The organism is Microbacterium zouquanmingi (assembly GCF_052266675.1).
Lineage (GTDB): Bacteria > Actinomycetota > Actinomycetes > Actinomycetales > Microbacteriaceae > Microbacterium.
In genome coordinates this window covers 490,677-511,325 of record NZ_JBQPRA010000003.1, presented here as the reverse complement: position 1 = coordinate 511,325, position 20,649 = coordinate 490,677, and the positions used below count along the sequence as shown (strand labels likewise).

18 protein-coding genes are annotated in these 20,649 nt (G+C 64.5%); 8 read left to right on the top strand and 10 right to left on the bottom strand.

Translation table 11 applies throughout. The features are described 5' to 3' along the window. Positions 1 to 53 precede the first annotated feature (53 nt). The 5 genes from ACTU6V_RS09915 to ACTU6V_RS09895 all read right to left on the bottom strand — a co-directional run bounded on the left by ACTU6V_RS09915 (position 54) and on the right by ACTU6V_RS09895 (position 4,847). Positions 54 to 947, bottom strand: coding sequence for a glycosyltransferase family 2 protein (locus ACTU6V_RS09915; RefSeq protein WP_443475508.1), 894 nt, complete (start codon positions 945 to 947; stop codon positions 54 to 56). 117 nt (positions 948 to 1,064) lie between these two features. Further along, on the bottom strand, positions 1,065 to 2,147 hold the full coding sequence (locus tag ACTU6V_RS09910) for an NAD-dependent epimerase/dehydratase family protein (protein ID WP_443475507.1): 1,083 nt from the start codon (positions 2,145 to 2,147) through the stop codon (positions 1,065 to 1,067). Between the two features lie 28 nt (positions 2,148 to 2,175). Next, positions 2,176 to 3,720: a DUF2142 domain-containing protein gene (locus tag ACTU6V_RS09905; protein WP_443475506.1), complete on the bottom strand. Its 1,545-nt coding sequence runs from the start codon at positions 3,718 to 3,720 to the stop codon at positions 2,176 to 2,178. 33 nt (positions 3,721 to 3,753) lie between these two features. Then, complete coding sequence (locus ACTU6V_RS09900) at positions 3,754 to 4,125, bottom strand: DUF2304 domain-containing protein (RefSeq protein WP_443475505.1); 372 nt, start codon at positions 4,123 to 4,125, stop codon at positions 3,754 to 3,756. Further along, positions 4,122 to 4,847: a glycosyltransferase family 2 protein gene (locus ACTU6V_RS09895; RefSeq protein WP_443475504.1), complete on the bottom strand. Its 726-nt coding sequence runs from the start codon at positions 4,845 to 4,847 to the stop codon at positions 4,122 to 4,124. The genes ACTU6V_RS09900 and ACTU6V_RS09895 overlap by 4 nt, the downstream gene beginning before the upstream one ends. A gap of 170 nt (positions 4,848 to 5,017) precedes the next feature. Between ACTU6V_RS09895 and ACTU6V_RS09890 the strand changes: the two genes are divergently transcribed. Continuing rightward, on the top strand, positions 5,018 to 6,259 hold the full coding sequence (locus tag ACTU6V_RS09890) for a lipopolysaccharide biosynthesis protein (protein WP_443475503.1): 1,242 nt from the start codon (positions 5,018 to 5,020) through the stop codon (positions 6,257 to 6,259). Position 6,260: 1 nt separating this feature from the next. On the opposite strand, the gene ACTU6V_RS09885 is transcribed toward ACTU6V_RS09890, so the two are convergent. After that, on the bottom strand, positions 6,261 to 7,262 hold the full coding sequence (locus ACTU6V_RS09885) for a glycosyltransferase (protein ID WP_443475502.1): 1,002 nt from the start codon (positions 7,260 to 7,262) through the stop codon (positions 6,261 to 6,263). A 116-nt stretch (positions 7,263 to 7,378) separates the two neighbouring features. Here ACTU6V_RS09885 and glf point away from each other — a divergent pair, with 116 nt between their 5' ends. The 3 genes from glf to ACTU6V_RS09870 are packed head-to-tail and all read left to right on the top strand — an operon-like array spanning position 7,379 to position 10,051. Next, positions 7,379 to 8,515, top strand: a complete 1,137-nt coding sequence (gene glf / locus ACTU6V_RS09880) for a UDP-galactopyranose mutase (protein ID WP_443475501.1) — start codon at positions 7,379 to 7,381, stop codon at positions 8,513 to 8,515. Between the two features lie 10 nt (positions 8,516 to 8,525). Next, on the top strand, positions 8,526 to 9,320 hold the full coding sequence (locus ACTU6V_RS09875) for an ABC transporter permease (protein ID WP_443475500.1): 795 nt from the start codon (positions 8,526 to 8,528) through the stop codon (positions 9,318 to 9,320). Next, entirely contained in the window at positions 9,320 to 10,051 is a 732-nt protein-coding gene (locus tag ACTU6V_RS09870; protein WP_443475499.1) for an ABC transporter ATP-binding protein, read from the top strand. Before ACTU6V_RS09875 ends, ACTU6V_RS09870 begins: the two co-directional genes overlap by 1 nt. Positions 10,052 to 10,073: 22 nt before the next feature. Here ACTU6V_RS09870 and ACTU6V_RS09865 read toward each other — a convergent pair whose 3' ends face one another. The 4 genes from ACTU6V_RS09865 to ACTU6V_RS09850 are packed head-to-tail and all read right to left on the bottom strand — an operon-like array spanning position 10,074 to position 14,451. Then, positions 10,074 to 10,676 carry a flagellar basal body-associated FliL family protein gene (locus ACTU6V_RS09865; RefSeq protein WP_443467934.1) on the bottom strand — a complete coding sequence of 201 codons (603 nt, stop codon included), beginning with the start codon at positions 10,674 to 10,676 and terminating at the stop codon, positions 10,074 to 10,076. Next, positions 10,673 to 11,680, bottom strand: a complete 1,008-nt coding sequence (locus ACTU6V_RS09860; protein ID WP_443467935.1) for a glycosyltransferase — start codon at positions 11,678 to 11,680, stop codon at positions 10,673 to 10,675. The genes ACTU6V_RS09865 and ACTU6V_RS09860 overlap by 4 nt, the downstream gene beginning before the upstream one ends. A 51-nt stretch (positions 11,681 to 11,731) precedes the next feature. Then, entirely contained in the window at positions 11,732 to 13,033 is a 1,302-nt protein-coding gene (locus ACTU6V_RS09855; protein WP_443467936.1) for an O-antigen ligase family protein, read from the bottom strand. Beyond that, a complete protein-coding gene (locus ACTU6V_RS09850) occupies positions 13,030 to 14,451 on the bottom strand; it encodes an O-antigen ligase family protein (protein ID WP_443467937.1) in 1,422 nt (473 codons plus the stop codon). The genes ACTU6V_RS09855 and ACTU6V_RS09850 overlap by 4 nt, the downstream gene beginning before the upstream one ends. A 68-nt stretch (positions 14,452 to 14,519) precedes the next feature. On the opposite strand from ACTU6V_RS09850, the gene manA reads away from it, so the two are divergent. The 4 genes from manA (at position 14,520) to ACTU6V_RS09830 (ending at position 20,634) form a co-directional block, all read left to right on the top strand. After that, complete coding sequence (manA, locus tag ACTU6V_RS09845; RefSeq protein WP_443475570.1) at positions 14,520 to 15,644, top strand: mannose-6-phosphate isomerase, class I; 1,125 nt, start codon at positions 14,520 to 14,522, stop codon at positions 15,642 to 15,644. A 175-nt stretch (positions 15,645 to 15,819) separates the two neighbouring features. Further along, positions 15,820 to 16,137, top strand: a complete 318-nt coding sequence (locus ACTU6V_RS09840) for a WhiB family transcriptional regulator (protein WP_443467938.1) — start codon at positions 15,820 to 15,822, stop codon at positions 16,135 to 16,137. Positions 16,138 to 16,219: 82 nt separating this feature from the next. Further along, positions 16,220 to 19,261, top strand: a complete 3,042-nt coding sequence (locus ACTU6V_RS09835) for a glycosyltransferase (RefSeq protein WP_443475498.1) — start codon at positions 16,220 to 16,222, stop codon at positions 19,259 to 19,261. After that, positions 19,258 to 20,634, top strand: coding sequence for a DUF5719 family protein (locus ACTU6V_RS09830; protein ID WP_443475497.1), 1,377 nt, complete (start codon positions 19,258 to 19,260; stop codon positions 20,632 to 20,634). Before ACTU6V_RS09835 ends, ACTU6V_RS09830 begins: the two co-directional genes overlap by 4 nt. Positions 20,635 to 20,649: the final 15 nt, after the last annotated feature.

The window sequence follows — 20,649 nt, the reverse complement described above, 5'->3', positions numbered from 1 at the left end:
CCTTCTCGGAGATCTGTCACGCGGCGTTGTTGACATGTGTGACGCAACAGGCGTCAGCGTGCGAACACGTGCTTCCACAACAGTGACGTCGCCGACCATCGTCCGTGCAGCATCGCTGCAGGGAGCTTGGAGAGGGCATTCAGTCGCGAAGTCACTCTAAGCGTCGCTGCCCGTGCAGCGCGCCGCTGTCCGGCAGCGCGCAACTGAGAAGCGACGCCTCGATAGTAATCCCGTTCCTCGATAAAGCGCGTGCCGTCACTCGCTGTATAGGAGGAAGCGCTCGCAGAATGGCGGCGATACTCGAACGCTGAGGAGGTCGACGTGGCGAGACGGCCACCCGCAAGCAAGATGTCAGTCTGCAGCGCCAGATCCATTACTATCTCGTACCGGTCTGTGAATCGGAAGCGGCGCAGCACATCGGTGCGCCAACAGATCGCAGGAAAGTAAGTCCAATTGCCGTGCATCAGAGTGGTCAGTAGCGCGTCGCCGCTGAGCAAGGTTGGTCCAGATATTCGAGGGCGCACCATAGCCTTGATGCGGTCAGGCAACGGCGAAGAAGGCTGTCCGTCGTCGTCGATGACTGATACCGCCGGTTGCACGTATTCCGGCTTGTTGAAGCGTTCGATGAGGGCTCGCACCTCGGAGATGTAATTGGGGAGGAGTCGATCGTCGCATCCAGGGATAGCAACGTAGTCGCTCTTAGCGAGATCGATGCTGCGATCGAACGTCTTGCTGACACCGAGGTTCTGAGGATTGCGTTCCAGAGCGATGCGGGGATCACCTAGCTCTTGAATCCAGTCTTCAGGATTCCAGTGCGGGTAGCAGTCGTCGAGAACGACGAGGCGCCAATCAGAATCGGTCTGCGCGATGACGCTCCTGACCGCCTCCTTGAACTGACCAGGGTCGCCGAAAAAAGGCATGATGATATCGATCGTGCCGGTACCCATTCCGTGATTCCTCCTGCGTCATTGGTGCTGCGGCGCAGCCGCGGAAACGGTTCGGGGCCATGCTATCGGTCCGCTATCTCAGGAACCTGTGTGCCCGGTTGCGGGCACGTCGACGCCTTAGAGGTATTCGGTCTGGGTGTCGATCCATGTGGCGAGACGGCGGAACCCGTCTTCCACGCTCACTTGGGCAACGAACCCGAGCAAGCGACGCGCAGGTTCGGGGTCAGCCCAGGCATGGCGGACATCGCCGTGTCGCCACTGACCGGTGACCGCCGGTGCGGGGGCCGCGTAGATGTCGGCGATGAGCTCAGCAGCGTCGCGAATCGTCTGGAACGAACCAGAGCCGATGTCGATTGGGACGACCGGGCAGTCCTCTATTTCGACCATCCGCAGGATCGCATCGGCGACATCATCGACGATGATGAAGTCGCGGCGCACATCGCCGTCCTCATAGACGGCGATCTGCTCGCCGTTATGAGCCACTCGACAGAACAGCGACATGATCCCGGTGTAGGGATTCGAGGGTGTCTGGCCAGGGCCATAGACGTTCTGCAGGCGGACGATTCCGATCTCGGCTCCGAATGCGTCGCCCCAGATACGCAGAAGATCCTCCTGCGCGAGCTTGGTGACCCCGTACACGGATGCAGGGCGCGGCTGTACGAGAGAAGCGTTCATTGCGACCGGTTCCGCGTTGGGGAAGTCCCACTCCGCCGCGTCGAACATAGCGGTCGGACGTGCGCCCGGGTAGAACAGGGCGCCAGCCTCTGGACCCCCCACGTGCCGCCAGGCGCCCTCGCCGTAGACTGCGCGCGAGGACGCGACGATAATCCGCTGCGGTACCGCGTCATTGCGTTTCAGTGCGTCGAGCATTGTCGACGTGCCGACGACGTTTACCGACGTGTGGCGGACGGATTCCGTGAGCGACTGACCGGTGCCTGTCTCGGCGGCAAGGTGGATGACGACATCTGGCTTGGAATCTGCGAGCAGTCGGTCCCACGCAGATGGGTCGGTGATGTCCGCCTCGTAGATCTCGACGCGGGGATCAAAACCATCGGATGCACGGTGATCCGGGTGGATCTGAGGGTGCAGGTTATCGAACGCGATGACGCGGTCGAATGTGTCGGCGAGCCCTGCGGACATCGCGGCACCGATGAATCCGGCGCCGCCGGTCACGATTGCAAGACGGTGGGAAACGCGCATTCTGAGCCTTGTCTGTGTCTGTGTCTGGTCAATTAGTGGTGGTCTGCTCCTCCGCCGGCAGGGCGGAGTTCTTCTGTGCGGCATGGGGACGGCGTGTGAGAATACCGCTGACGAGGAGCAGCATGCCGGTGAACGCTGCAGATCCGAGGATCCAGATCGTACCGGGAGGGATAGGCATATTCTGCCACCACCACTCCATATTCTTGTTCAGGTCGAATCCACGGTAGTCGGTGCCCGTGAGATAGCGTCGCATCGTGGTATAGAGCGCGACGCTGTTTGCGACGGACAAACCGATGACGATTAGCCAGCGCTGCACGCGCGTCATCGCGGACCGAGGATCACCGGCTCCGTACAGGAGCAGCCCGATGAACAGGACCTGCAGCGGCAGGACGTAGCGTGGCTGTACGAGTTCGCCGACGTCGACGCCGTTCTGTGTGATCACCCAGCTCGGTACTAGCACCAGCGCGGTGCCGGTGAGGGCAATCGCGATGTTGGTGCGCGCGTCGCGTGACCGCGAAAGCGACCAGAATGCGACACCGACACAGACTGCCATCGTGGTGACCCACACCATAGCGGGCATCTCTACGTCGCCCCAACCGAGTGACTGGGTGCCGAAGTTTCCGATCCAGAGCCTTGGAATGTTGATCACGGTGTCGAAGAAGTCTCGGAGGAAGTCGACCTCGTGCGTGGGCGCACCGGGCATCTGGCCTTCGATTGCCGTGCCGGTCTGGGTCGAGCCGAGATAGAACACGGCTCCCATACCCACGGCGAAGAGCGGGAGGAGCAAAGAGAATAGGTACCGCCGCGTCCGTTCGAATGCCACGATCGCCGCGACCACCGCGCCGACGGCCACGTACGCGGCGGAGTCGCCGCGGGAACCCGCGCCCATGAGGGCTGTGACCAAGGCGATGCCGCCAAGAGCGATCCGTCGGCTCAGAGTCGGCGCGCGGAAGAATCCCACCATCGCCACCCACATTGTCGCGGCGGACACGATCGCCCAGCCGTTCGGATTCACGCTGGCGGTCAGAAAGATGCCCATCGGGATTGCTGTGACGAGCAGGCTCCACAGAAGTGGCGCCCCAAGCTCGCGGCCGACGAGCAAGTAGAGCGCAGTGACGATGGAGACCGCGAGCAAGGAGTTGAACGCGCGAATGAGCAAGACGGAGGTCTGCAGATCATTCGAGGCGAACACGCTCATCACGCTGTAGTAGACCGGCGGGTACATGCCGATGAAGTTGCCGTGACCGGTGACGATCATGCCCGTGAGCGCGGGGTCGCAGACACCGCTGTGTTCCGGAGCGAATGCGTAGCAGGCGGAACTATACGCGAGATCGGCTCGAACGGATCGTTCGTTTGGATCGCCCGTGGTCTCGCACAATCCGGGACGCTCGCCTGTGGCGCACCAGATGCTCACTTGGTGGAAGTTGTCGTCCGGGCTGGCGCCAACGGGAGAGCCAAACGCCCAGGAGAGGAGCGCGATGAAACCGAGCAGGGCGACGAGGAGTACACGAGCCACTCGGCGTCGCGATGGGGCACCGGACACGACAGCGTTGGAGGCACCCGAAACAGTCACGACGACCAGTCTCCGCGGGCGCGCGCGTGAGGCTCATTCATCTTCTTCCTGCGCTCTCCGAGACTCCATTTCACGAAGCCGGTCATCTAGCAGCGCCACGCGTTCGGCGAGTGTGCGAGTGCGCTCCTCGGATCGAGTGAGTTCAGTGGACTGCTGAATGCATACGAGAAAGAGGACGATGATGCCGACGAAGAAGAGCAGGTTCACCGGGACGTCGACGCCGAGCAGTGAGGCGAGCCCGTCGAGGATCGAGGGGAAGATCGCGACCGTGAGGCTCATCGCACCAGCGATCAGCCACCAGATCGTGTGACGCTCTCGCAGCCTTCCGCGACGAAGCAGCTCGATCACGACGACGAGGATGAGGAGTGCGCCGACGATGCCGACGAGGTAGCGGGCGATGATCATGCTGCCGCCGACCATCTGCGCGGCCGGAGGAACGCGATTAGCAGCGCAAAGAAGGCGCGACCGAGGTATACCGCTGACTTCAGTGGGTTGTGTGACGGAGTTCCGCCGGCTCGTTCGCGCATGGCAACGCCCACCTGGGTGAATGACAGCCCGCCCCGGTGGCCGGTGACAAGTGATTCGACGGTGTCGCCAAGATACTCGGCGGGGAAGTCTCGGGCAAACAACGCAACGGCGCGCGGTCCGTGCGCCTTGAAGCCCGACGTCGTGTCGGTAAGCCGTGTTCCGAGCGCTCGGCTGAGCGTGCCAGAGAGGAACTTCATCGCCCATCGGCGTGGGCCTCGAACTGAATAATCGCCTGTGCCGGAGAACCGCGCACCTATGACGACATCATGGTCAACGAGCTGCGCGACTAGGGCAGGAACATCGTTCGGGTTGTGCTGACCATCGGAATCCAGCTGCACCGCTACCGGAATTCCGTTGTCAACAGCGAAGCGGAATCCGAGTCGCATCGCGCCACCAACGCCCAGGTTGAAGGGGAGCTCGAGCACTTGAGCCCCGGCGGCGCGGGCGGCAGCGACTGTGCCGTCTGTTGAGCCGTCGCTTACGACCAGAATGCGCACCTCCGGTAAGGTCGCTCTGACCTCGGAGATCACGCGTTCGATCACCTCTGACTCGTTGTAGGCGGGCATGATGATCAGAACCTGATCAAGGGGGTACACCATGAATGTCAGTATATGGCTGATGGCTCTGCCTCCATATTGGCGTTCGCTTCGTAGGCGAGCGTTCGATTGAGTGTCGATCCGCTGGCATAATGGCGGAGTCGGTCTCCGGAGATCGAGGCTGGCTCTGGCTTCATCTTCGCGGATCCTGGGAAGGGAAGCGCGCGAATCACATGTCAATGGGATCGGTGGATTCGGCAGGGCACAGGTCGCGACGGAGCATCTTCCTCGTCCTCTTCGCTACCGTCGTATCGGGCGCGAGTGGCTTCGTCACCCTTTTGATCGTCGCTCCCGTTGTCGGGCCCGTCGGATACGCCTCTTTCTCGCTCTATTGGTCGGCACTCTTCATGGTTGTCGGCGTGCTGTTCGGCGTGCAACAGGAGACGACCCGTGCCGTCTCGGGGCTGGGCCAAGACCCCACAGAGAAGAACAGCGGTGCATCGGTAATCCGGTTCGCGGGCGTGCTCGCCGCGGCAGTTCTTCTGCTCACGGTCCTCACCTCAATCTTCTGGGCAGAACCGCTGTTCGGGTCGGGAAACGCTGACTGGGGGATCGCGCTGGCGGTCGGCATCGCGTCGTATGTTGGCGTTGCGACACTGAATGGAGTGCTCGCTGGCAGTGGACAGTGGGGCGGGTTCGCCGCGATTCCCATCATCGACGGGGTACTTCGTCTGGTTCTTGTTGTAATCGCGCTTTGGGCGGGCGGCGATGGTGCCGCGCTCGCGTGGGCGGTGGCGTTGCCGTTCCCGGTCTCGGTGGCCGCGGTCGCGGTAGCGCGCTGGTCCATTGTGCGGTCGCGTTCAACGGTGCGCGAGTCTTATCGGACCTTCAGCCTCAACGCCAGCCGGACAATCGTCGCGTCGACGGCTAACGCGGTGTTGGTCACGGGATTCCCGGTGATCCTGTCCCTCGTGGGGAGCGACGATCGTGCTGCGCTCGGCGTCGTTGTACTCGCGCTTACGTTGGCGAGAGCGCCAATCCTCGTGCCACTCACCGTGCTGCAGAGCATGCTCATCGCACGATTCAGCGCGTCGCCTGCGACTGCGCGACGGCTGATGGTGACCGTGCTGCTGGGACTGGCCGCGGTCACGCCGATCCTCGCCGCGGTGGCGGGGCTGTGGGGTGAGGGCGTTCTGGTGCGGCTGTTCGGTGAAGACTTCGCGGTATCGGGAGCGCTGCTCGCCTGGTTGGTCGTTGCCTCGGGCTGTCTGGGCTTGCTGACAGTCACCGGGGCGCGGGTACTCGCCGCGGGCCGTCATAACGTCTTCGCGACGGGCTGGGTGCTGGCGTGCCTCTTGGCGATTGCGGCCGTCGTGCTGACGCCCGGCGAACTGGGTGTCCGCACCGTCGTGGGCCTGGTCGCCGGTCCGCTTATCGGCGTGGTCGTGCACCTCGCCTTTAGACGTCGCAGATGAGTCAGCGTCTGCGGTGTACGGTGCGATCGTAGACGAGGACCTCGACCTGCCGGATCAGGCGAAGCGCCAGACAGCGGATTCGTTGCATCGTGCTCAGGCGCGAAAGTAGCGATCGAACCAAGGTCGCATCGGACTGGAACATTGCAGCCTCGGCCGCAGTGCGTGCGCTGCGGCGCTGCAGGCTCATCGCTGTCAAGCCGTAGTAGGCGCGCGCCGGAAGAATATCGTGGGCGAGCGCCGTGTCGAATGAACGAGCGTGCGCTTGCACGATGTCATGGTAGTAATCAGCCGAGCGCAGCGAATGCGACACGCTGTCGCCACGTTGAAGCCAGAAGTACAGTCGGTCGTTGCACGATGCTACCCGTCGCATGCGCAGGTACAGATCCATTGAAACTGTGACATCCTGCGCGAAGTGGCCTTCCGGAAAGCGGATCTCATCGAAGAGTGACGCTCGGTAGAGTTTCCCCCAGTTCGCTTCGCTGAAGTACCGCAGTTCCTTCCTCAGCAGTCGTCTCAACGCGACGCTGAAGACGTTCTGGTAGCTGTGGGCGGCATCGCTAAAGACGAGTACCTCACCCGGTGGGTCGTCGCGGTGTCGCTCGAGCTCTGCCATCGCTGAGCTCGCCCCGACATTCCACCACCGGCAGCAACTCATATCGGCGTCGGCGGCGATGAGGATCTCCAGAAGCCGCTCCACAAGGCGCGGACTCATCAGGTCGTCGTTGTCGCAGAACGTGATGAACTGGCCTTGGGTAATGTCCAGTCCCGCGTTCTGTGCCGCCCCGATCCCGCCATTGTCCTGATGGATGACGCGCACCCGTGGATCTCTTGCCGCTATTTCATCGCAGAGGGTTCCGGAGCCATCCGTCGACCCGTCGTCCACAAGGATCACGTCCAGCTCCGAATGGGTCTGGGACAGAATCGATGCAACGCAGGCCGAGAGATGGGCGACGGCATTGTAGACCGGGACAACGATGGATACCGTGGGGCGTTCAGAAGACATTGCGCTCGATTCTACCCGTGGCTTCAGCCGTACCGATGGGTCGAGTGCGCCACCGTTTCGACCAACATCTAGACTTGCTCACTGTGCTCGGTATTGCCGTGCCGGGAAGGACTTCCATGGATCTCCTCGTCGTAGGGTCGGGTTTCTTCGGCCTCACCATTGCTGAGCGCGCCGCGAACGCCGGCCGCAACGTCACCGTCATCGAACGCCGTCCCCACATCGGCGGTAATGCCTACAGCGAGGCGGAGCCCGAGACGGGCATCGAGATCCACAAGTACGGGGCGCACCTGTTTCACACCTCGAACGCGACGGTGTGGGAGTACGTGAACCGCTTCACGACGTTCACGAACTACGTGCACCGCGTCTACACGAACCACAAGAGCGTCGTGTATCCGATGCCGGTGAACCTCGGCACGATCAACCAGTTCTTCCAAGCTGCATACTCGCCCGATGAAGCGCGTGCGCTCATCAAGGAGCAGGCGGGCGAGTACGACGTCAAGTCTGCGCAGAACTTCGAAGAGAAGGGCATCGCCCTCGTCGGCCGCCCTCTGTTTGAGGCGTTCTTCCGCGACTACACCGCCAAGCAGTGGCAGACCGACCCGCACAAGCTGTCCGGCGACATTGTCAGCCGTCTCCCTGTGCGCTACAACTACGACAACCGCTACTTCAGCGACACGTGGGAAGGCCTGCCGACCGACGGGTACACGGCGTGGCTCGAGCGGATGGCGGAGCACCCGAACATCGACGTCATGCTGAACGTCGACTTCTTCGACGAGTCCCAGCCGCTGAACCGCAAGGCCCTCGTCGGCCAGGTGCCGATCGTCTACACCGGTCCCGTCGACCGCTACTTCGACTACGCCGAAGGCGAGCTCAGCTGGCGCACGCTCGATTTCGAGCAGGAAGTCCTGAACATCGGTGACTTCCAGGGCACACCGGTGATGAACTACCCCGACATGGACGTTCCGTTCACGCGCATCCACGAGTTCAAGCACTTCCATCCGGAGCGCAAGGACGTCTACCCGACGGACAGAACCGTCATCATGCGCGAGTTCTCGCGCTTCGCTGAGAAGACCGATGAGCCGTACTACCCGGTGAACACTCCCGCCGACCGTGAGGGCTTGCTCGCCTACCGCGAGCTGCAGCAGGGGGAGCAGGACGTTCACTTCGGCGGACGCCTCGGCACCTACCAGTACCTCGACATGCACATGGCGATCGGCTCGGCGCTGTCGATGTGGAACAACACTCTCTCGTAGACTCGACACTGTGAGTCACGCTGCTGTCGGGGCGCCGGGAACGCCCCGGCGATATCTGCATTCGCTGTGGCTGCTCTCTGCCCGAGACCTGAAGGTCCGGTACTCGACGAGTTTCCTCGGCTACCTCTGGTCGGTCCTCGATCCCTTGGTGATGAGCGCGATCTACTGGTTCGTGTTCACGCAGATCTTCCAGCGCAGCGTGGGCGAAGACCCGTACATCGTCTTCCTCATCAGCGCCCTCCTGCCATGGGTGTGGTTCAACTCGTCGGTGTCAGATTTCACCAAGGCCTTCAAGAAGGATTCCAGGCTCGTCCGGTCCACGAACATCCCCCGATCGATCTGGGTGAACCGCACGGTTCTCAGCAAGGGAATGGAGTTCCTCTTCTCCTTACCCGTCCTGGTGATGTTCGCCGTCTTCTCACCCGGGACGGAATTCGGATGGGGGATCCTGTGGTTCCCCGTGGCGATGCTGCTGCAGGTGATCCTGCTCGTCGGCCTCGGGCTGCTGGTCGCGCCTCTCTGCGCGCTCTACGCCGACCTCGAACGCACCACGGGCCTCATCCTGCGCGCGCTCTTCTACGCCACCCCCATCATCTACAGCGTGTCCAATATTCCCGAACCGTTCGAGACGCTCATGTCCTTCAACCCCCTCGCCGGCATCTTCACGCTGTACCGCATGGCGTTCTTCCCGGATCAGTGGCACCTGAACACGGTGCTGATCGGGGCGGCGATGTGCCTCATCATCTTCGCGCTGGGTGTCTGGGTCTTCCGCTCCCTCGAGCGCGCAGTGCTGAAGGAGCTGTGATGTCCGCAGCGATCGAAGTCAAAGACCTCGGGGTGCAGTTCCGCCGCAACCGGCGTGGGCGACGCAGCTTCAAGGACCTCTTCGCCGACACTTCGCGGCGCAGTCGCCCGGGCGAGTTCTGGGCGCTTCGCAACGTCTCGTTCACGGTGCAGCCGGGCGAATCGATCGGGGTTGTCGGCCGCAACGGCCAGGGAAAGTCGACCCTGCTGCGGCTGGTCGCCGGCGTTCTGCTTCCCGATGAGGGAACGGTTGCGGTCCACGGGGGAGTTGCGCCGCTCATCGAGCTCACCGGCGGTTTCGTCGGCGACCTCACTGTGCGCGAGAATGTGCGTCTGACGGCCGGTCTGCATGGGATGCCGAAGGCGGAGATCACCCGTCGGTACGACGACATGATTGCCTTCGCCGAGCTCGAGGACTTCCAGGACACCCCCTACAAGCACCTCTCGAACGGCATGAAGGTGCGTCTGGCCTTCTCAGTCGTCTCGCAGCTCAACGAGCCGATCCTGCTCGTCGATGAGGTCCTCGCGGTGGGCGACAAGGCGTTCCGTGAGAAATGCTACAAGCGCATCGATGAGCTGCTCGCCGAAGGGCGCACCCTGTTCTTCGTCAGCCATAACGAACGCGATCTGCGCCGCTTCTGCAAGCGGGGCCTCTACCTGAACAAGGGCGAGCTTGTGCTTGATGCCGGCATCAACGACGTGCTCGACCGGTACAACGCCGACCACAACTGACTGCCGGCGACGAGATATCGGTCTAGAGACCGATCATGGCACGTAGCTCTTGAAGCGAGGCCGACGCGGTGCTGAGAGGCGCCTGAACATCGGCGGCAGTATCGATCGCAGAACGAAGCGCGCGCAGATCGCTTGCATACGTGCTCACGCCGTCATACCACTCTGACGAGATGGAACTCGGTGCGACCACGCCTGACAGGCGATCGGCGTCGCCCTGCAGGCTGTCCACGACCTGTGCTGCCTCCTGGCCGCTCATGTTCGCAACCATGTCCAAGCCGGTAACGGCGTCATCGAGCCAGGGCTGAACCTGACCGACGAAAGTACCCATATCGGGGTCCGGTACAGGGGGAGGGGTCGTGATCGGCTCAGAGGGCTCGGTCGACGGTCCATCAGAAGGCGCAGCAGACGGCGTACCAGAGGGCGTCGTGGTGGCCGATGCCGACGGCGTGGCACTCGCATCGGGACCGGGAGTCTCATCGCGCGGAATCAAGAAGAACAGCACAGCCCCGATGATCACCAGCGCCGCGACGATGAGTCCGACGATCAGCCAGACGCGACCTTTGCCGCTCTTCTTCTCTTCCTCAGGGAAAATCCATTCCGCCTGCGGTTTCTGATCGTCGCTCACTGCTGCTCCAATGCAGGCATCGGCTTCCACGTGCGGTCGCGTCCGATCTTCCCGCCGTCACGGATGCCGCGGAAGAGGTTGCTCGTACCGCGCACGGTGCGTTCGACGAAAACGAGACGAATCAGTTCCTTGAAGAACGTCGCGGTCGATCCCAGTCCGAACAGCACAGGGTTGTACACGCCGTGCGTGCGGTAGTACTGCTTGATGAAGCCGCGGTTTCGCATGATGTAGTACCGGTATGCGTTGCTCGAAGCGTTCATGTGCCGGACGCCCATGTCCCACTGCTTGATCTCGCGCGTGCGGCGCAGCACGAACTCATCGACGATCACGGCGGTGGTCAGACGCGACGCCAGCCAGCCGTACATCTGGTCATCCCAGTAGATGAAGAACCGGGGGTCAGGCAGGCCGATCTGCGCGACGATCGAGCGGTGGATGAACATTCCCTCGAAGCATCCGCTGTTCATCTCTTTGAATCCGGAGGCGTCGAAACCTGCCGGAGCGAAAGGAATCGGGATGCCCATTCGGTCGGCGATGCGGTACTGCCAGTAGAACTCGCTGCCGTCGTAGTCGTAGCGGCGGCCCTGGATGCTCTTGAAGCGCGGCGCCCAGTTGCCCATCTTGGCGAGTCCGTCGGGAATGACCTCGACGTCGTCATCCATCATCCAGATCCACTCGCTGCCGAGTTCGTACGCGGTGCGCATACCCTCGCTGAATCCGCCGGAGCCGCCGGTGTTCGTGTCGAGCTTGCGGTAGACGATCTCGGTGCCGATGGTGCCCCGGAACGACTCGACGACCTCGGTGGTGTCATCGACCGAAGCATTATCGACGATCACGACGTGCCCGGGTTTCGGATCCATCACGGTGATGCTCGTGAGGAGGCGAGTGAGCAGATGCGAGCGGTTATACGTGACGATCACGATCGTCGCCTGTGCCGGATCGAACGAATGCTGGCTGGGTGTCACGTGGATATCTCCGGTGTGCGCTCGCGGGCGCGTGGTAGGCATGAGAAGTCTTGGCCGGGGTCTAGCCTACCCGCCGTACCCGTGAATCCCGTCTTACTCGAGTCGCCCCAGCGTAGGTATCACGCCCGTGTTCGCGGCGTCGATGCTCTCGCGCCACGATCGCGATTGTCCTGCGCGCAGGGCGCACAGAACGAGCATGAACCAGCCCGCACCCGTGAGGGTGAAGCTCTCGAACATCGAGTCGACAGCGAGCGTCACCAGCACGAGCGGGGTCCATGCGTACACGACCGAACGTCGCGCACTCGCGACCAGCCAGGATCTCACCAGCGCGACCCCGCCGAGGAGAACGAAGAGCAGGAAGCCGGCGATGCCGAGCTGCAGCAGCACATCGAAGAATGCGTTCAGCGCACTCTCGTGGTGGTTGTCGAGCTGGTAGTTGATGAAGCTGAACGGGTACTCGCCGCGTTCCCACGTGCCGAACCAGCCCCAGCCCTGGAAGGGTTTGAGAGCGACGAAGTTCAGAATCTCGTTCCAGAGATCCGCGCGGGTCGAGAAATCCGAGCCCGCACCCATCCACGCGATGATCGGATGCCGGAAGAGGAAAGCCACCCCGAGCGTCAGAACGACCAGTGCTCCCAGCATCCACTGCACGATCGTGCGACGCGTGATCGGTGTATGACGCACGATCGTCAGCGCACCTGTTGCCGTGCCGACGACGACCGCGAGCACGAGAACCGTGGGGGAGGCCGACAGCAGGGCGAGGAATCCTGCCAGCGCGATCGAGGGGACGGCGATGGGGGCGGCCACCGACTGCGTCCGCCACTCGATCACGAAGGTGATCAGCGCGATGACGGCGATGAACCCCAGCATGTTGCGGGTGCCGAACAGTCCCTGGATCGGGCCTCCCGCTGCGAGATTGCCCTCGATGGCGAGAAACTTGATCGGCACGTCGAGCAGGATCCCGGAGAGGATCTCCACTCCCAGAGACAGACCGAGCAGCACTCGCAGCGTGTCGCCGATCGCGCGCACTGTCTGCAGCGTGTCGCGAATATGCCCGATCGTGATCGCGAGGAAGGCGAAGCCGAAGAGCCACACCCAGGCAGTCAGCGTGTCACCCCGATCCGTGGACCACAGCAGGCTCAGCAGAGCCAGTACGAGGAACATCAGCAGTGATGTCGGAGCGACTCTCAGCAGCGACAGCTCTTCGCGCCGCACGAACAGAATCGCGGCCCCCAGAACCGCCAGGATCAGGATGATCGTTGCGAACGTGACACGCGATGTCATCTGCTCGATCGCGAACGACCCGAACGTCGCCCCCAGTACCGACAGCGTGTAGGCCCGCGCCATCGAGGTCGACCCGAGGAGTCGGCTCACACGCGCTTGTGCTGTCGTCACGGGATGCGCCGAGCCGCACGACCGCGCTCGGTCACGCGGGACTGTTCGCTCAGCCCGACGCCTGCGAGGGGCACGGATTTGATCTTGAAGGAGAACAGCACCAGAAGCAGCCAGCCCCACAGCATGATCGGGGTGGACTCCGCCAGACCCTGCACGAGCAGGACCACTGTGAACAGCACCGGCAGCAGGGTCAACGGCGAGTATGGTCGGTCAGCGCGCAGATCCCAGCGAGGCCGGTCCGCGGCGAAGAACCAGGAGCGCCACAGCAGGCTGAGGTACGCCACCGCCATGAGCGCGAGTCCCACCACTCCCAATTGCATCAGCACATCGAGCCACATGTTGTGTGCATGGAAGACCGTGATGCCGTGGTCGACGATCCATCCGTCGAATGCCGGGTCGGTGGGGATCCATGGGCTCGAGAACCCGTTGCCGAAGATCGGGTGGTGACCGGCGCGCTCGAGCACCGTGGTCCAGATGAGATCGGTGCGACCGGTCAGGTCTGCTCCGCGCCCGAGGGCCGTGAACAGCGGCTGACGGAAGATGATGAGCGCCGCGGCCGAGGCCACGACGATCGCGCCGCAGGTGGCGTAGATACGTGCGTGTTCCCGTGGTCGCCGGGCACGACGGATCAGCAGCGCGACCAGGAGCACGACCGCGGCGGCGAGGGCGCACAGGTACGCCGTGGCCGACGACGCCCGCAGCATCAGGTAGGCCGCCAGGATGAGCCACAGGATGTGGGTGGCGCGCCAGCGGGCGTGCTGCGCGATCCGCACGCTGAAGGTGATGACCGCGAAGAGCGCGACGATCGCTAAGACGTTGGAGTTTCCGACGATGCCCTGAATGCGTCCGCCGTCGACGAGGTTGTTGCGCACCCAGTACAGATGCGGATCGATATCGCCGTCGGGCACAGTGAGGAAATTCGGCAGCAGCGGATGCTGGATGACGACCGACACCCAGAGCTCGAGAGCGAGCGACAGGCCGAGAATCCACTTGAATGCGGACGACAGAGACCTGACGATCTCCTCCCAGCTCAGCGCGTGCGCGATGAGCAGGCCATTGACGGTCACCGCGGCCAGCAGCACCCACGTGATGATGGTGGGTCCTCGCCACTGCGACCAGGCGACGGAGAGCAGAGCGAGGCAGGTGTACCCGACGGCAGACCAGGGAAGGCGACGCCACGCGAACGCGTGCGGCTGCTTCTTCGCGATCATCGGGATGCCGATGGCGCACGCAGCCAGAAGCATGACGACCATGACGATTCCCGCGCCGTAGATGCCCACGAGGTTGTAGACAGCGGTGTGCGCGAACGCGACGATCAGCACGAGAGTCGCGTACGCGCGCAACAGCAGATGCCCCGTCGACTCGCGCTCTGGCGCGGTGGGCGGGGCTGTCACGGGATGCTTCATGTGCTGCGCCATCGTCATCAGGCTACCGCGCACCGCTCCGCCTTCTGCTGTGCCACGGCATGATCGATACGCTTGATGCCATGCTGCTGAGCCTGTCGAATGCCCCCCGCGACTACGCCTGGGGTTCGCCCACTCTTCTCGCGGCGCTCGAAGGTCGCCCGGCCACGGGCGCTCCCGAGGCGGAGGTCTGGTTCGGGGATCACCCCGGCGACCCAGCAGACGTCGCAGGCGGCACGACGCTGGATGCCATTACCGGCGGCGCGCTGCCGTATCTGCTGAAGCTCCTCGCGGCAGGCGATCCGCTGTCGATCCAGGTGCACCCGACTATCGCGCAGGCGCGTGACGGCTGGGCGCGAGAGGCGGAACTCACAGCGGATGACCCCCACCGCAACTACCGCGATGACAACCACAAGCCCGAACTGATCGTCGCCCTCAGCGAGCGCTTCGAAGCGCTCAGCGGGCTGCGTCCGGTCGCCGACACTCTGCGCCTTCTGGATGCTCTGGGTTCGTCGAAGGGCGTTATCGCGCTGCGCGAGAGGCTGAGCGCCGAAGGCGATGCGCTGCGCGACACGATCGCCTGGTTGCTCTCTGGCACCGCCCGAACAGAGGTCGACGAGATCATCGCCGCAGCCGTGGATGCGGCATCCGCCGAGTTCTCCGCGGAGCTGGACGGCATCCGTTCGATCGCCGCGCGCAACCAGAGAGACCCTGGTGTCGTCGTGGCGCTGCTGATGAACTTCATCGTGCTCGGCCGAGGCGAAGGTATCTTTCTGCGGGCAGGGCTCCTGCACGCCTACGTGTCTGGACTGGGCGTCGAGATCATGGCCGCGAGTGACAACGTGCTGCGCGGAGGGCTCACGCCCAAGCACATCGACGTGCCCGAGCTGCTGTCGATCCTCGACACGACGCCGGGAATCGTGCCGGTGCTGAGGCCCGCGGCATCCGATTCAGTGACGTCATACCCTGTCGACGTGCCGGACTTCGCACTGCGTCGCGTCGAGCTGACAGGCGCACCGGTTTCTGTCGACGTCACCGGTCCCGCAATGGTGCTCGCCACCGGGGGAGAAGTGGTCGTCGAGGGTGCGGATGCCGCCGCGCGCGCGGTTCCGATCGGCCAGGCGATCTTCGCTACTGCCGACGAGCGCACGCTCGTGCTGCGCGGGTCGGGTGAGGCGTTCATCGCAGAGCCGGGCGCTGTTTCCTGAGCCGCTTCGCGGGTGCCTGCCGCAGGGATCTGGCGCGACACGCCGCAGACACGCCGTGAACCTTCAATACACGCTTGAGGGTTTATCCTCCACGACTTGACCCGATCGAATGACACGGGTGTAATTAGTGGTGCAAGGCCCAGCGGGGGGCAGTATTTAGGGCAAGGAGAACGATATGACGGGTTACCGTTCCGACGTTCCCGAGAATTGGTTTGTCGATCCGGTCAATCTCGGGGTTCCCGGGGTTCGTCGTCCAGAGCAGGACGATGACACCGCACTGGCGTGGCAGACCGACGCACTGTGTTCGCAGACCGATCCAGAGGCGTTCTTTCCTGAAAAGGGCGGATCGACCCGCGATGCGAAGCGCATCTGCTCATCGTGCGATGTTCGAGGCGAATGCCTCCAGTACGCGCTGGGCAACGATGAGCGCTTCGGAATCTGGGGCGGCCTGAGCGAGCGCGAGCGTCGCAAGCTCAAGCGCCAAGCAGGCTGAAACCGCACCTTCGTGGTCGCTTCGCGGCCACGCCGCGTGCGATCAATGGATCGCCGGTTTCTGCGCATAGGCTGACCTGGCTATGCCAACCCGAGTCCATGCCATCATCGTTGCGCGTCCTGGCCCCTCATCCCGCGCACAGTTGCTGCGCACACTGGATGCACTGACCCTCCAGACACGACCACCCGAAGCGGTGACGCTGGTCGTCTGCGGCGACGGCACCGCCGCGCGGAAGAGCGAAGAAGTCGGTCGCGTCGTCGAGAGCATCATTGAGGCGCGCGGGAGCACTTCTTTCGCCGAAGGCGTGCAGATCGGACTCGCCCGAGTCCCCCAAGGCTCAGCAGTATGGGTGCTCGCGCACGACACCGCCCCGCATCCTCAGGCGCTTGCACAGCTTGCGGGAGCGCTGGAGCGCTCTCCCTCGGCAGCGATCGCTGCGCCCAAACTCGTCGACGTCGACAACGATCGCGAGTTGGTCAGCCTCGGCGTCACCATGACGGCTCTGGGCCGCTCGGTCGAACTTGCCGCAGGCGAACTCGACCAGGGCCAGCATGATGGACGTGACGATGCGCTGGGTGCCGACATCCGCGGTGTGCTCATCCGCAGCGAAGTTCGCGATCGCCTTATTCCAGACCCCGCTCTGGATGGGGCCGACGAGGGCCTCGACCTCGGCGTTCGTGCGCGCCTCGGGGGAGGACGCGTCGTCCTCGCTCCCGGCGCACGAGTCTCCGTCAGTCCTGATGGGCCCGCGGCGCTTCCTCAGCGTGCCGCGCAGCGCGCGTTCGTCACACGCGTCGCGCAGCTGCACCGGCGCCTCTCCTACGCCCCCGCAGCGGCCGTCCCGCTGCACTGGCTCACCTTCCTGCCGCTCGCGCTGTGGCGAACGATCATCCACCTGATCGGCAAGCGTCCCGCCGCGGTCTTCCCGGAGTGGGGAGCCGCGCTCACCGCGATGTTCCGGTTCGGGGCAGTCGCACGTTCTCGGCGGAGCATCCGTGCGTTCCGCAGCACGAGGTGGTCGAGCATCGCACCGCTGCGCATCACTCGCGGCGAGCTTCACCGCCGTCTCGACGACGGCCACGGCAGCGAAGGCGGCGCGGTCAGCGAGCTCAACTTCTTCTCCGGCGGTGGCGCCTGGGCCGTGCTCGGCGCACTGATCGTCAGCATCGCAGCTTTCACGTCGCTGCTCGCGTGGCCCACCCTCGGAGGCGGGGCGCTCCTCCCGCTCCGCGACACCGTCAGCGCGCTGTGGCAGGACGCCGCCTGGGGGCAGCGAGGCATCGGCATCGATGTCACGGGCCCCGCTGATCCCTTCGCCGGCGTCATCGCGGTCATCGGCACGCTGTGGGCGGGCGCACCTTCTCTCGCGATGGTGCTGCTCTGGCTTCTCGCCCTGCCGCTCGCCGTGCTCGGAGGTTGGTTCGCGGCGACGAGGATCACGGACCGCGGGGGGCTGCGCATCTTCGGCGGTGTCGCGTGGGCACTCGCTCCCACGTTCCTCACCGCGCTGAACGAGGGTCGCCCCTCTGCGGTGCTCGTGCACCTGCTGCTGCCGTGGCTGTTCCACTCCGCCGTCGTCGCCCACCGCTCCTGGGGGGCAGCGGGCGCGGCATCCGTCATTCTCGCGGCGACGCTCGCGTGCGCGCCCTCACTCGCGCCCGCATTCGCCGTGCTCTGGGTGCTGGCGATCATCATCGTGCTCACGCGTGTGTGGTTCCATGGGGCGGTTCGTCTGCTCTGGATGCTCGCGCCCACGGCCGCACTGTTCGTACCGCTCGTCATCTGGCAAGTGCAGAACGGAAGCATCTGGGCTGTCTTCGCTGACCCGGGTCTCGTCTGGGCCGGCCCGCAGGTGACCCCTGACGGCGTGGGGCGTCTGCTACTCGCGAGCGGATTCCCGACCGGGGATCTTGCCGGCTGGACTGAGGTGCTGGACCCGACGGTGGCCATGTGGGCACCGGTGCTGATTGCACCGGTGGCTCTTCTCGCGCTCGCGGCCGCGGTCGCGCCACGCTGGGGCGCGGGGGTCACTCTTCTCGCGGTGACGATGACAGGGCTCGCGACAGCGTTCGTCGCCGTCGGAGTGTCTGTCAGCTTCGCGCACGGAACGCCCGTCGAGATCTGGCCCGGAACGGGGTTGAGCCTTGCCTGGGCCGGCCTCGTCGGCGGCGCGCTGGTCACGCTCGATACCGCCATCACGATGCCGCGGCTTCGAGTCATCGCCGTCACCATCGCCGGCCTGTGCCTTGCGATCTGCGCAGTACCGGCGCTGACCGCGCTGCACACCGACCGATCCGCGCTGACCAACGGGCCGCAGAGCACACTTCCCGCGTACGTCGCGGCAGAAGCCAGAGGCGACCAGCCCGTTTCCACCCTCGTTCTCACACCGTTGAACGACGGGGCTCTCGCCGTGGACGTGGTCTGGGGCCCGAGCGCGACGCTCGGCGCGCAGACCACGATGCTCAGCACCGCCACTGAGCCCCAGGGCGTCGACCTCAGCGCTCTGTCCGTCGACCTCCTTTCGGCGCGCACTTTCGATGCGCCCGCCGAGCTCGCGCAGTACGGCATTGCCTACGTGCTCCTCGACCAGGTCGATGGCGACGAGTCGGATGCCGCCAGAGCGTTCCGCGTCGAAGCGGTCACCGCGCTCGACCAGCGTGCGGGCTTCGTGAAGGTGGGCGAGACCGACAAGGGCGTGCTGTGGCGCCTGGACGCCGAACCCGCAGAGCGCAAGGGCCTCACACTCGCCGAGGCGGGAACGGCAAGCACGATCACGGCGATTCAGCTCATCGTGTTGTTCGCCGCACTGCTGCTGGCGGTTCCGACCCGCGCGTCGCGTCGGGCGGCCAGGGCCCAGTCCCGCATCGTGGGGCGTTCGCCCGAAGAACCTCTCGTGCTGCCCCACCGCCGTGAGGACGACTTCCTGCACGGTGAGGACGAGGTGCAGTTCGAAGAGCCTGCTCCGGTGGAGCCAGAAGCGGACGAGACGCCTGAAGAGCCTGCGGAGCCCGAAGAGCCTGAAGCTGCCGACGTCGTTGAAGCACCGGAAGAGCCGGAAGAGCCCGAAGTGCTTGAAGATCCCGAGAATCCCGAAACAGTCGACGGAACCGAGGAGGAGAGATGATTCGCAACCGAGCGATCAGAGTCGCCGCTACCGGTGCCCGCCTCCTCATCGGCGCGGCGATCGCCGTCGGCTGCGTTGTCGCCGTCGTCGCAGCGGTCGCGCTGCCGTGGCCCGGTGTGGCTGCGGAACCCGCGCAGGTGGCTGTCACGCCCACCGCAGGGGACGCGACCCTGGTCTGCACAGGATCATTCCGTGCCGTCGGTCGCAATGCCTTGGATGCTGCGCAGCAGATGCCGGCCGGCACTCCGGAGCTGACCGTCGACAGCAGCGGAGAACGTGCAGAATCGACGCTCGAGGTTCCGGAACTGGGCGACACCCCAGGTCCCCAGCGGTTCATCGCCAGCGCTGAACAGGGCGGCGCACCGCTTCTCGCAGCGGCTGAAGCGATCACACTCGCCTCGGACGACCTCACCGGTCTTGCCGGAGCCGCGTGCCGCGAGACGCGCACCGAATCATGGTTGGTCGGTGGCTCCGTCGAGACCGGAACCAACGATCTCATCGTCCTCAGCAATCCGGGCGATGTGACCGCGACCGCGACGATGACCGTGTTCGGTCTCGCGCAGACGTCGACCACACAGCTCGTTCCCGCTGGCACCCAGCTCTCGGTGCCGCTCTCATCGATCGCTGCGGGCACTCAGGATCCTGTCGTGCGCATCACCGCGTCCGGCGCCCCGCTGCGCGCGACGCTGCAGTCTTCACTCATCCGCACCCTCGACCCGTCTGGCGTCGACCTGCAGGACAGCGCGGGTCCGCCGAGCAGCACCGTAGTCTTCGCCGGCGTCCAGGTGCTCGCCATAAGCGCCGATACCCCGCTCACCGTGCTGCGGCTGCTGGCAACAGACCAGACCACCAACGCCCGCGTCACTGTGCGCGCTCAGGGGGCTGCCGCTGTGAACCTGACGGTTCCGCTGGAAGCGGGAACTCCTACCGAAGTGAACCTGGACGGACTCGAACCCGGCGTGTACAGCGTCGAGGTCGAAGGCGATGCGCCGATGGTCGGAGCCATTCGTCAGGCGGCGCGAGCAGGTGCAGGCAGCGATTTCGCGTGGATGACACCCGCACCGGACCTCCACGGCGAGACGTACGTGGCGATTCCGAATGTCCCGGGCTCGCGCGTCCACCTGGTCAACTCAGGAACTGCGGATGCGACCGTCGTTCTGGCGCCAGCATCCGACACAGACGCCGGGGAAGAGATCAGCATTCCCGCGGGTGGTGACGTCCTCGTCGAGGTCGATGCGGACTCTGTCTACTCGCTTGCAGCCGACAAGACGATTCACGCCGCGGTCATCCTCGCGACGAGCGATAACGCGCTGGCCGGGTGGCCGGTGTGGGCGGGCGCTGCCGCGCAGGAGCCGATCACGGTCTACCCCTGACCCTTCGACAGGCTC

Excerpts from the sequence above, each read along its gene's own strand:
- ACTU6V_RS09840 (WP_443467938.1), top strand. The coding sequence starts at position 15,820 with ATGACGGGTTACCGTTCCGACGTTCCCGAGAATTGGTTTGTCGATCCG.
- ACTU6V_RS09835 (WP_443475498.1), top strand. The coding sequence starts at position 16,220 with ATGCCAACCCGAGTCCATGCCATCATCGTTGCGCGTCCTGGCCCCTCA.
- ACTU6V_RS09895 (WP_443475504.1), bottom strand. The coding sequence starts at position 4,847 with ATGGTGTACCCCCTTGATCAGGTTCTGATCATCATGCCCGCCTACAAC.
- glf (WP_443475501.1), top strand. The coding sequence starts at position 7,379 with ATGGATCTCCTCGTCGTAGGGTCGGGTTTCTTCGGCCTCACCATTGCT.
- manA (WP_443475570.1), top strand. The coding sequence starts at position 14,520 with ATGCTGCTGAGCCTGTCGAATGCCCCCCGCGACTACGCCTGGGGTTCG.
- ACTU6V_RS09885 (WP_443475502.1), bottom strand. The coding sequence starts at position 7,262 with ATGTCTTCTGAACGCCCCACGGTATCCATCGTTGTCCCGGTCTACAAT.
- ACTU6V_RS09900 (WP_443475505.1), bottom strand. The coding sequence starts at position 4,125 with ATGATCATCGCCCGCTACCTCGTCGGCATCGTCGGCGCACTCCTCATC.
- ACTU6V_RS09890 (WP_443475503.1), top strand. The coding sequence starts at position 5,018 with ATGTCAATGGGATCGGTGGATTCGGCAGGGCACAGGTCGCGACGGAGC.
- ACTU6V_RS09860 (WP_443467935.1), bottom strand. The coding sequence starts at position 11,680 with ATGCCTACCACGCGCCCGCGAGCGCACACCGGAGATATCCACGTGACA.
- ACTU6V_RS09830 (WP_443475497.1), top strand. The coding sequence starts at position 19,258 with ATGATTCGCAACCGAGCGATCAGAGTCGCCGCTACCGGTGCCCGCCTC.
- ACTU6V_RS09910 (WP_443475507.1), bottom strand. The coding sequence starts at position 2,147 with ATGCGCGTTTCCCACCGTCTTGCAATCGTGACCGGCGGCGCCGGATTC.
- ACTU6V_RS09870 (WP_443475499.1), top strand. The coding sequence starts at position 9,320 with ATGTCCGCAGCGATCGAAGTCAAAGACCTCGGGGTGCAGTTCCGCCGC.
- ACTU6V_RS09915 (WP_443475508.1), bottom strand. The coding sequence starts at position 947 with ATGGGTACCGGCACGATCGATATCATCATGCCTTTTTTCGGCGACCCT.
- ACTU6V_RS09850 (WP_443467937.1), bottom strand. The coding sequence starts at position 14,451 with ATGGCGCAGCACATGAAGCATCCCGTGACAGCCCCGCCCACCGCGCCA.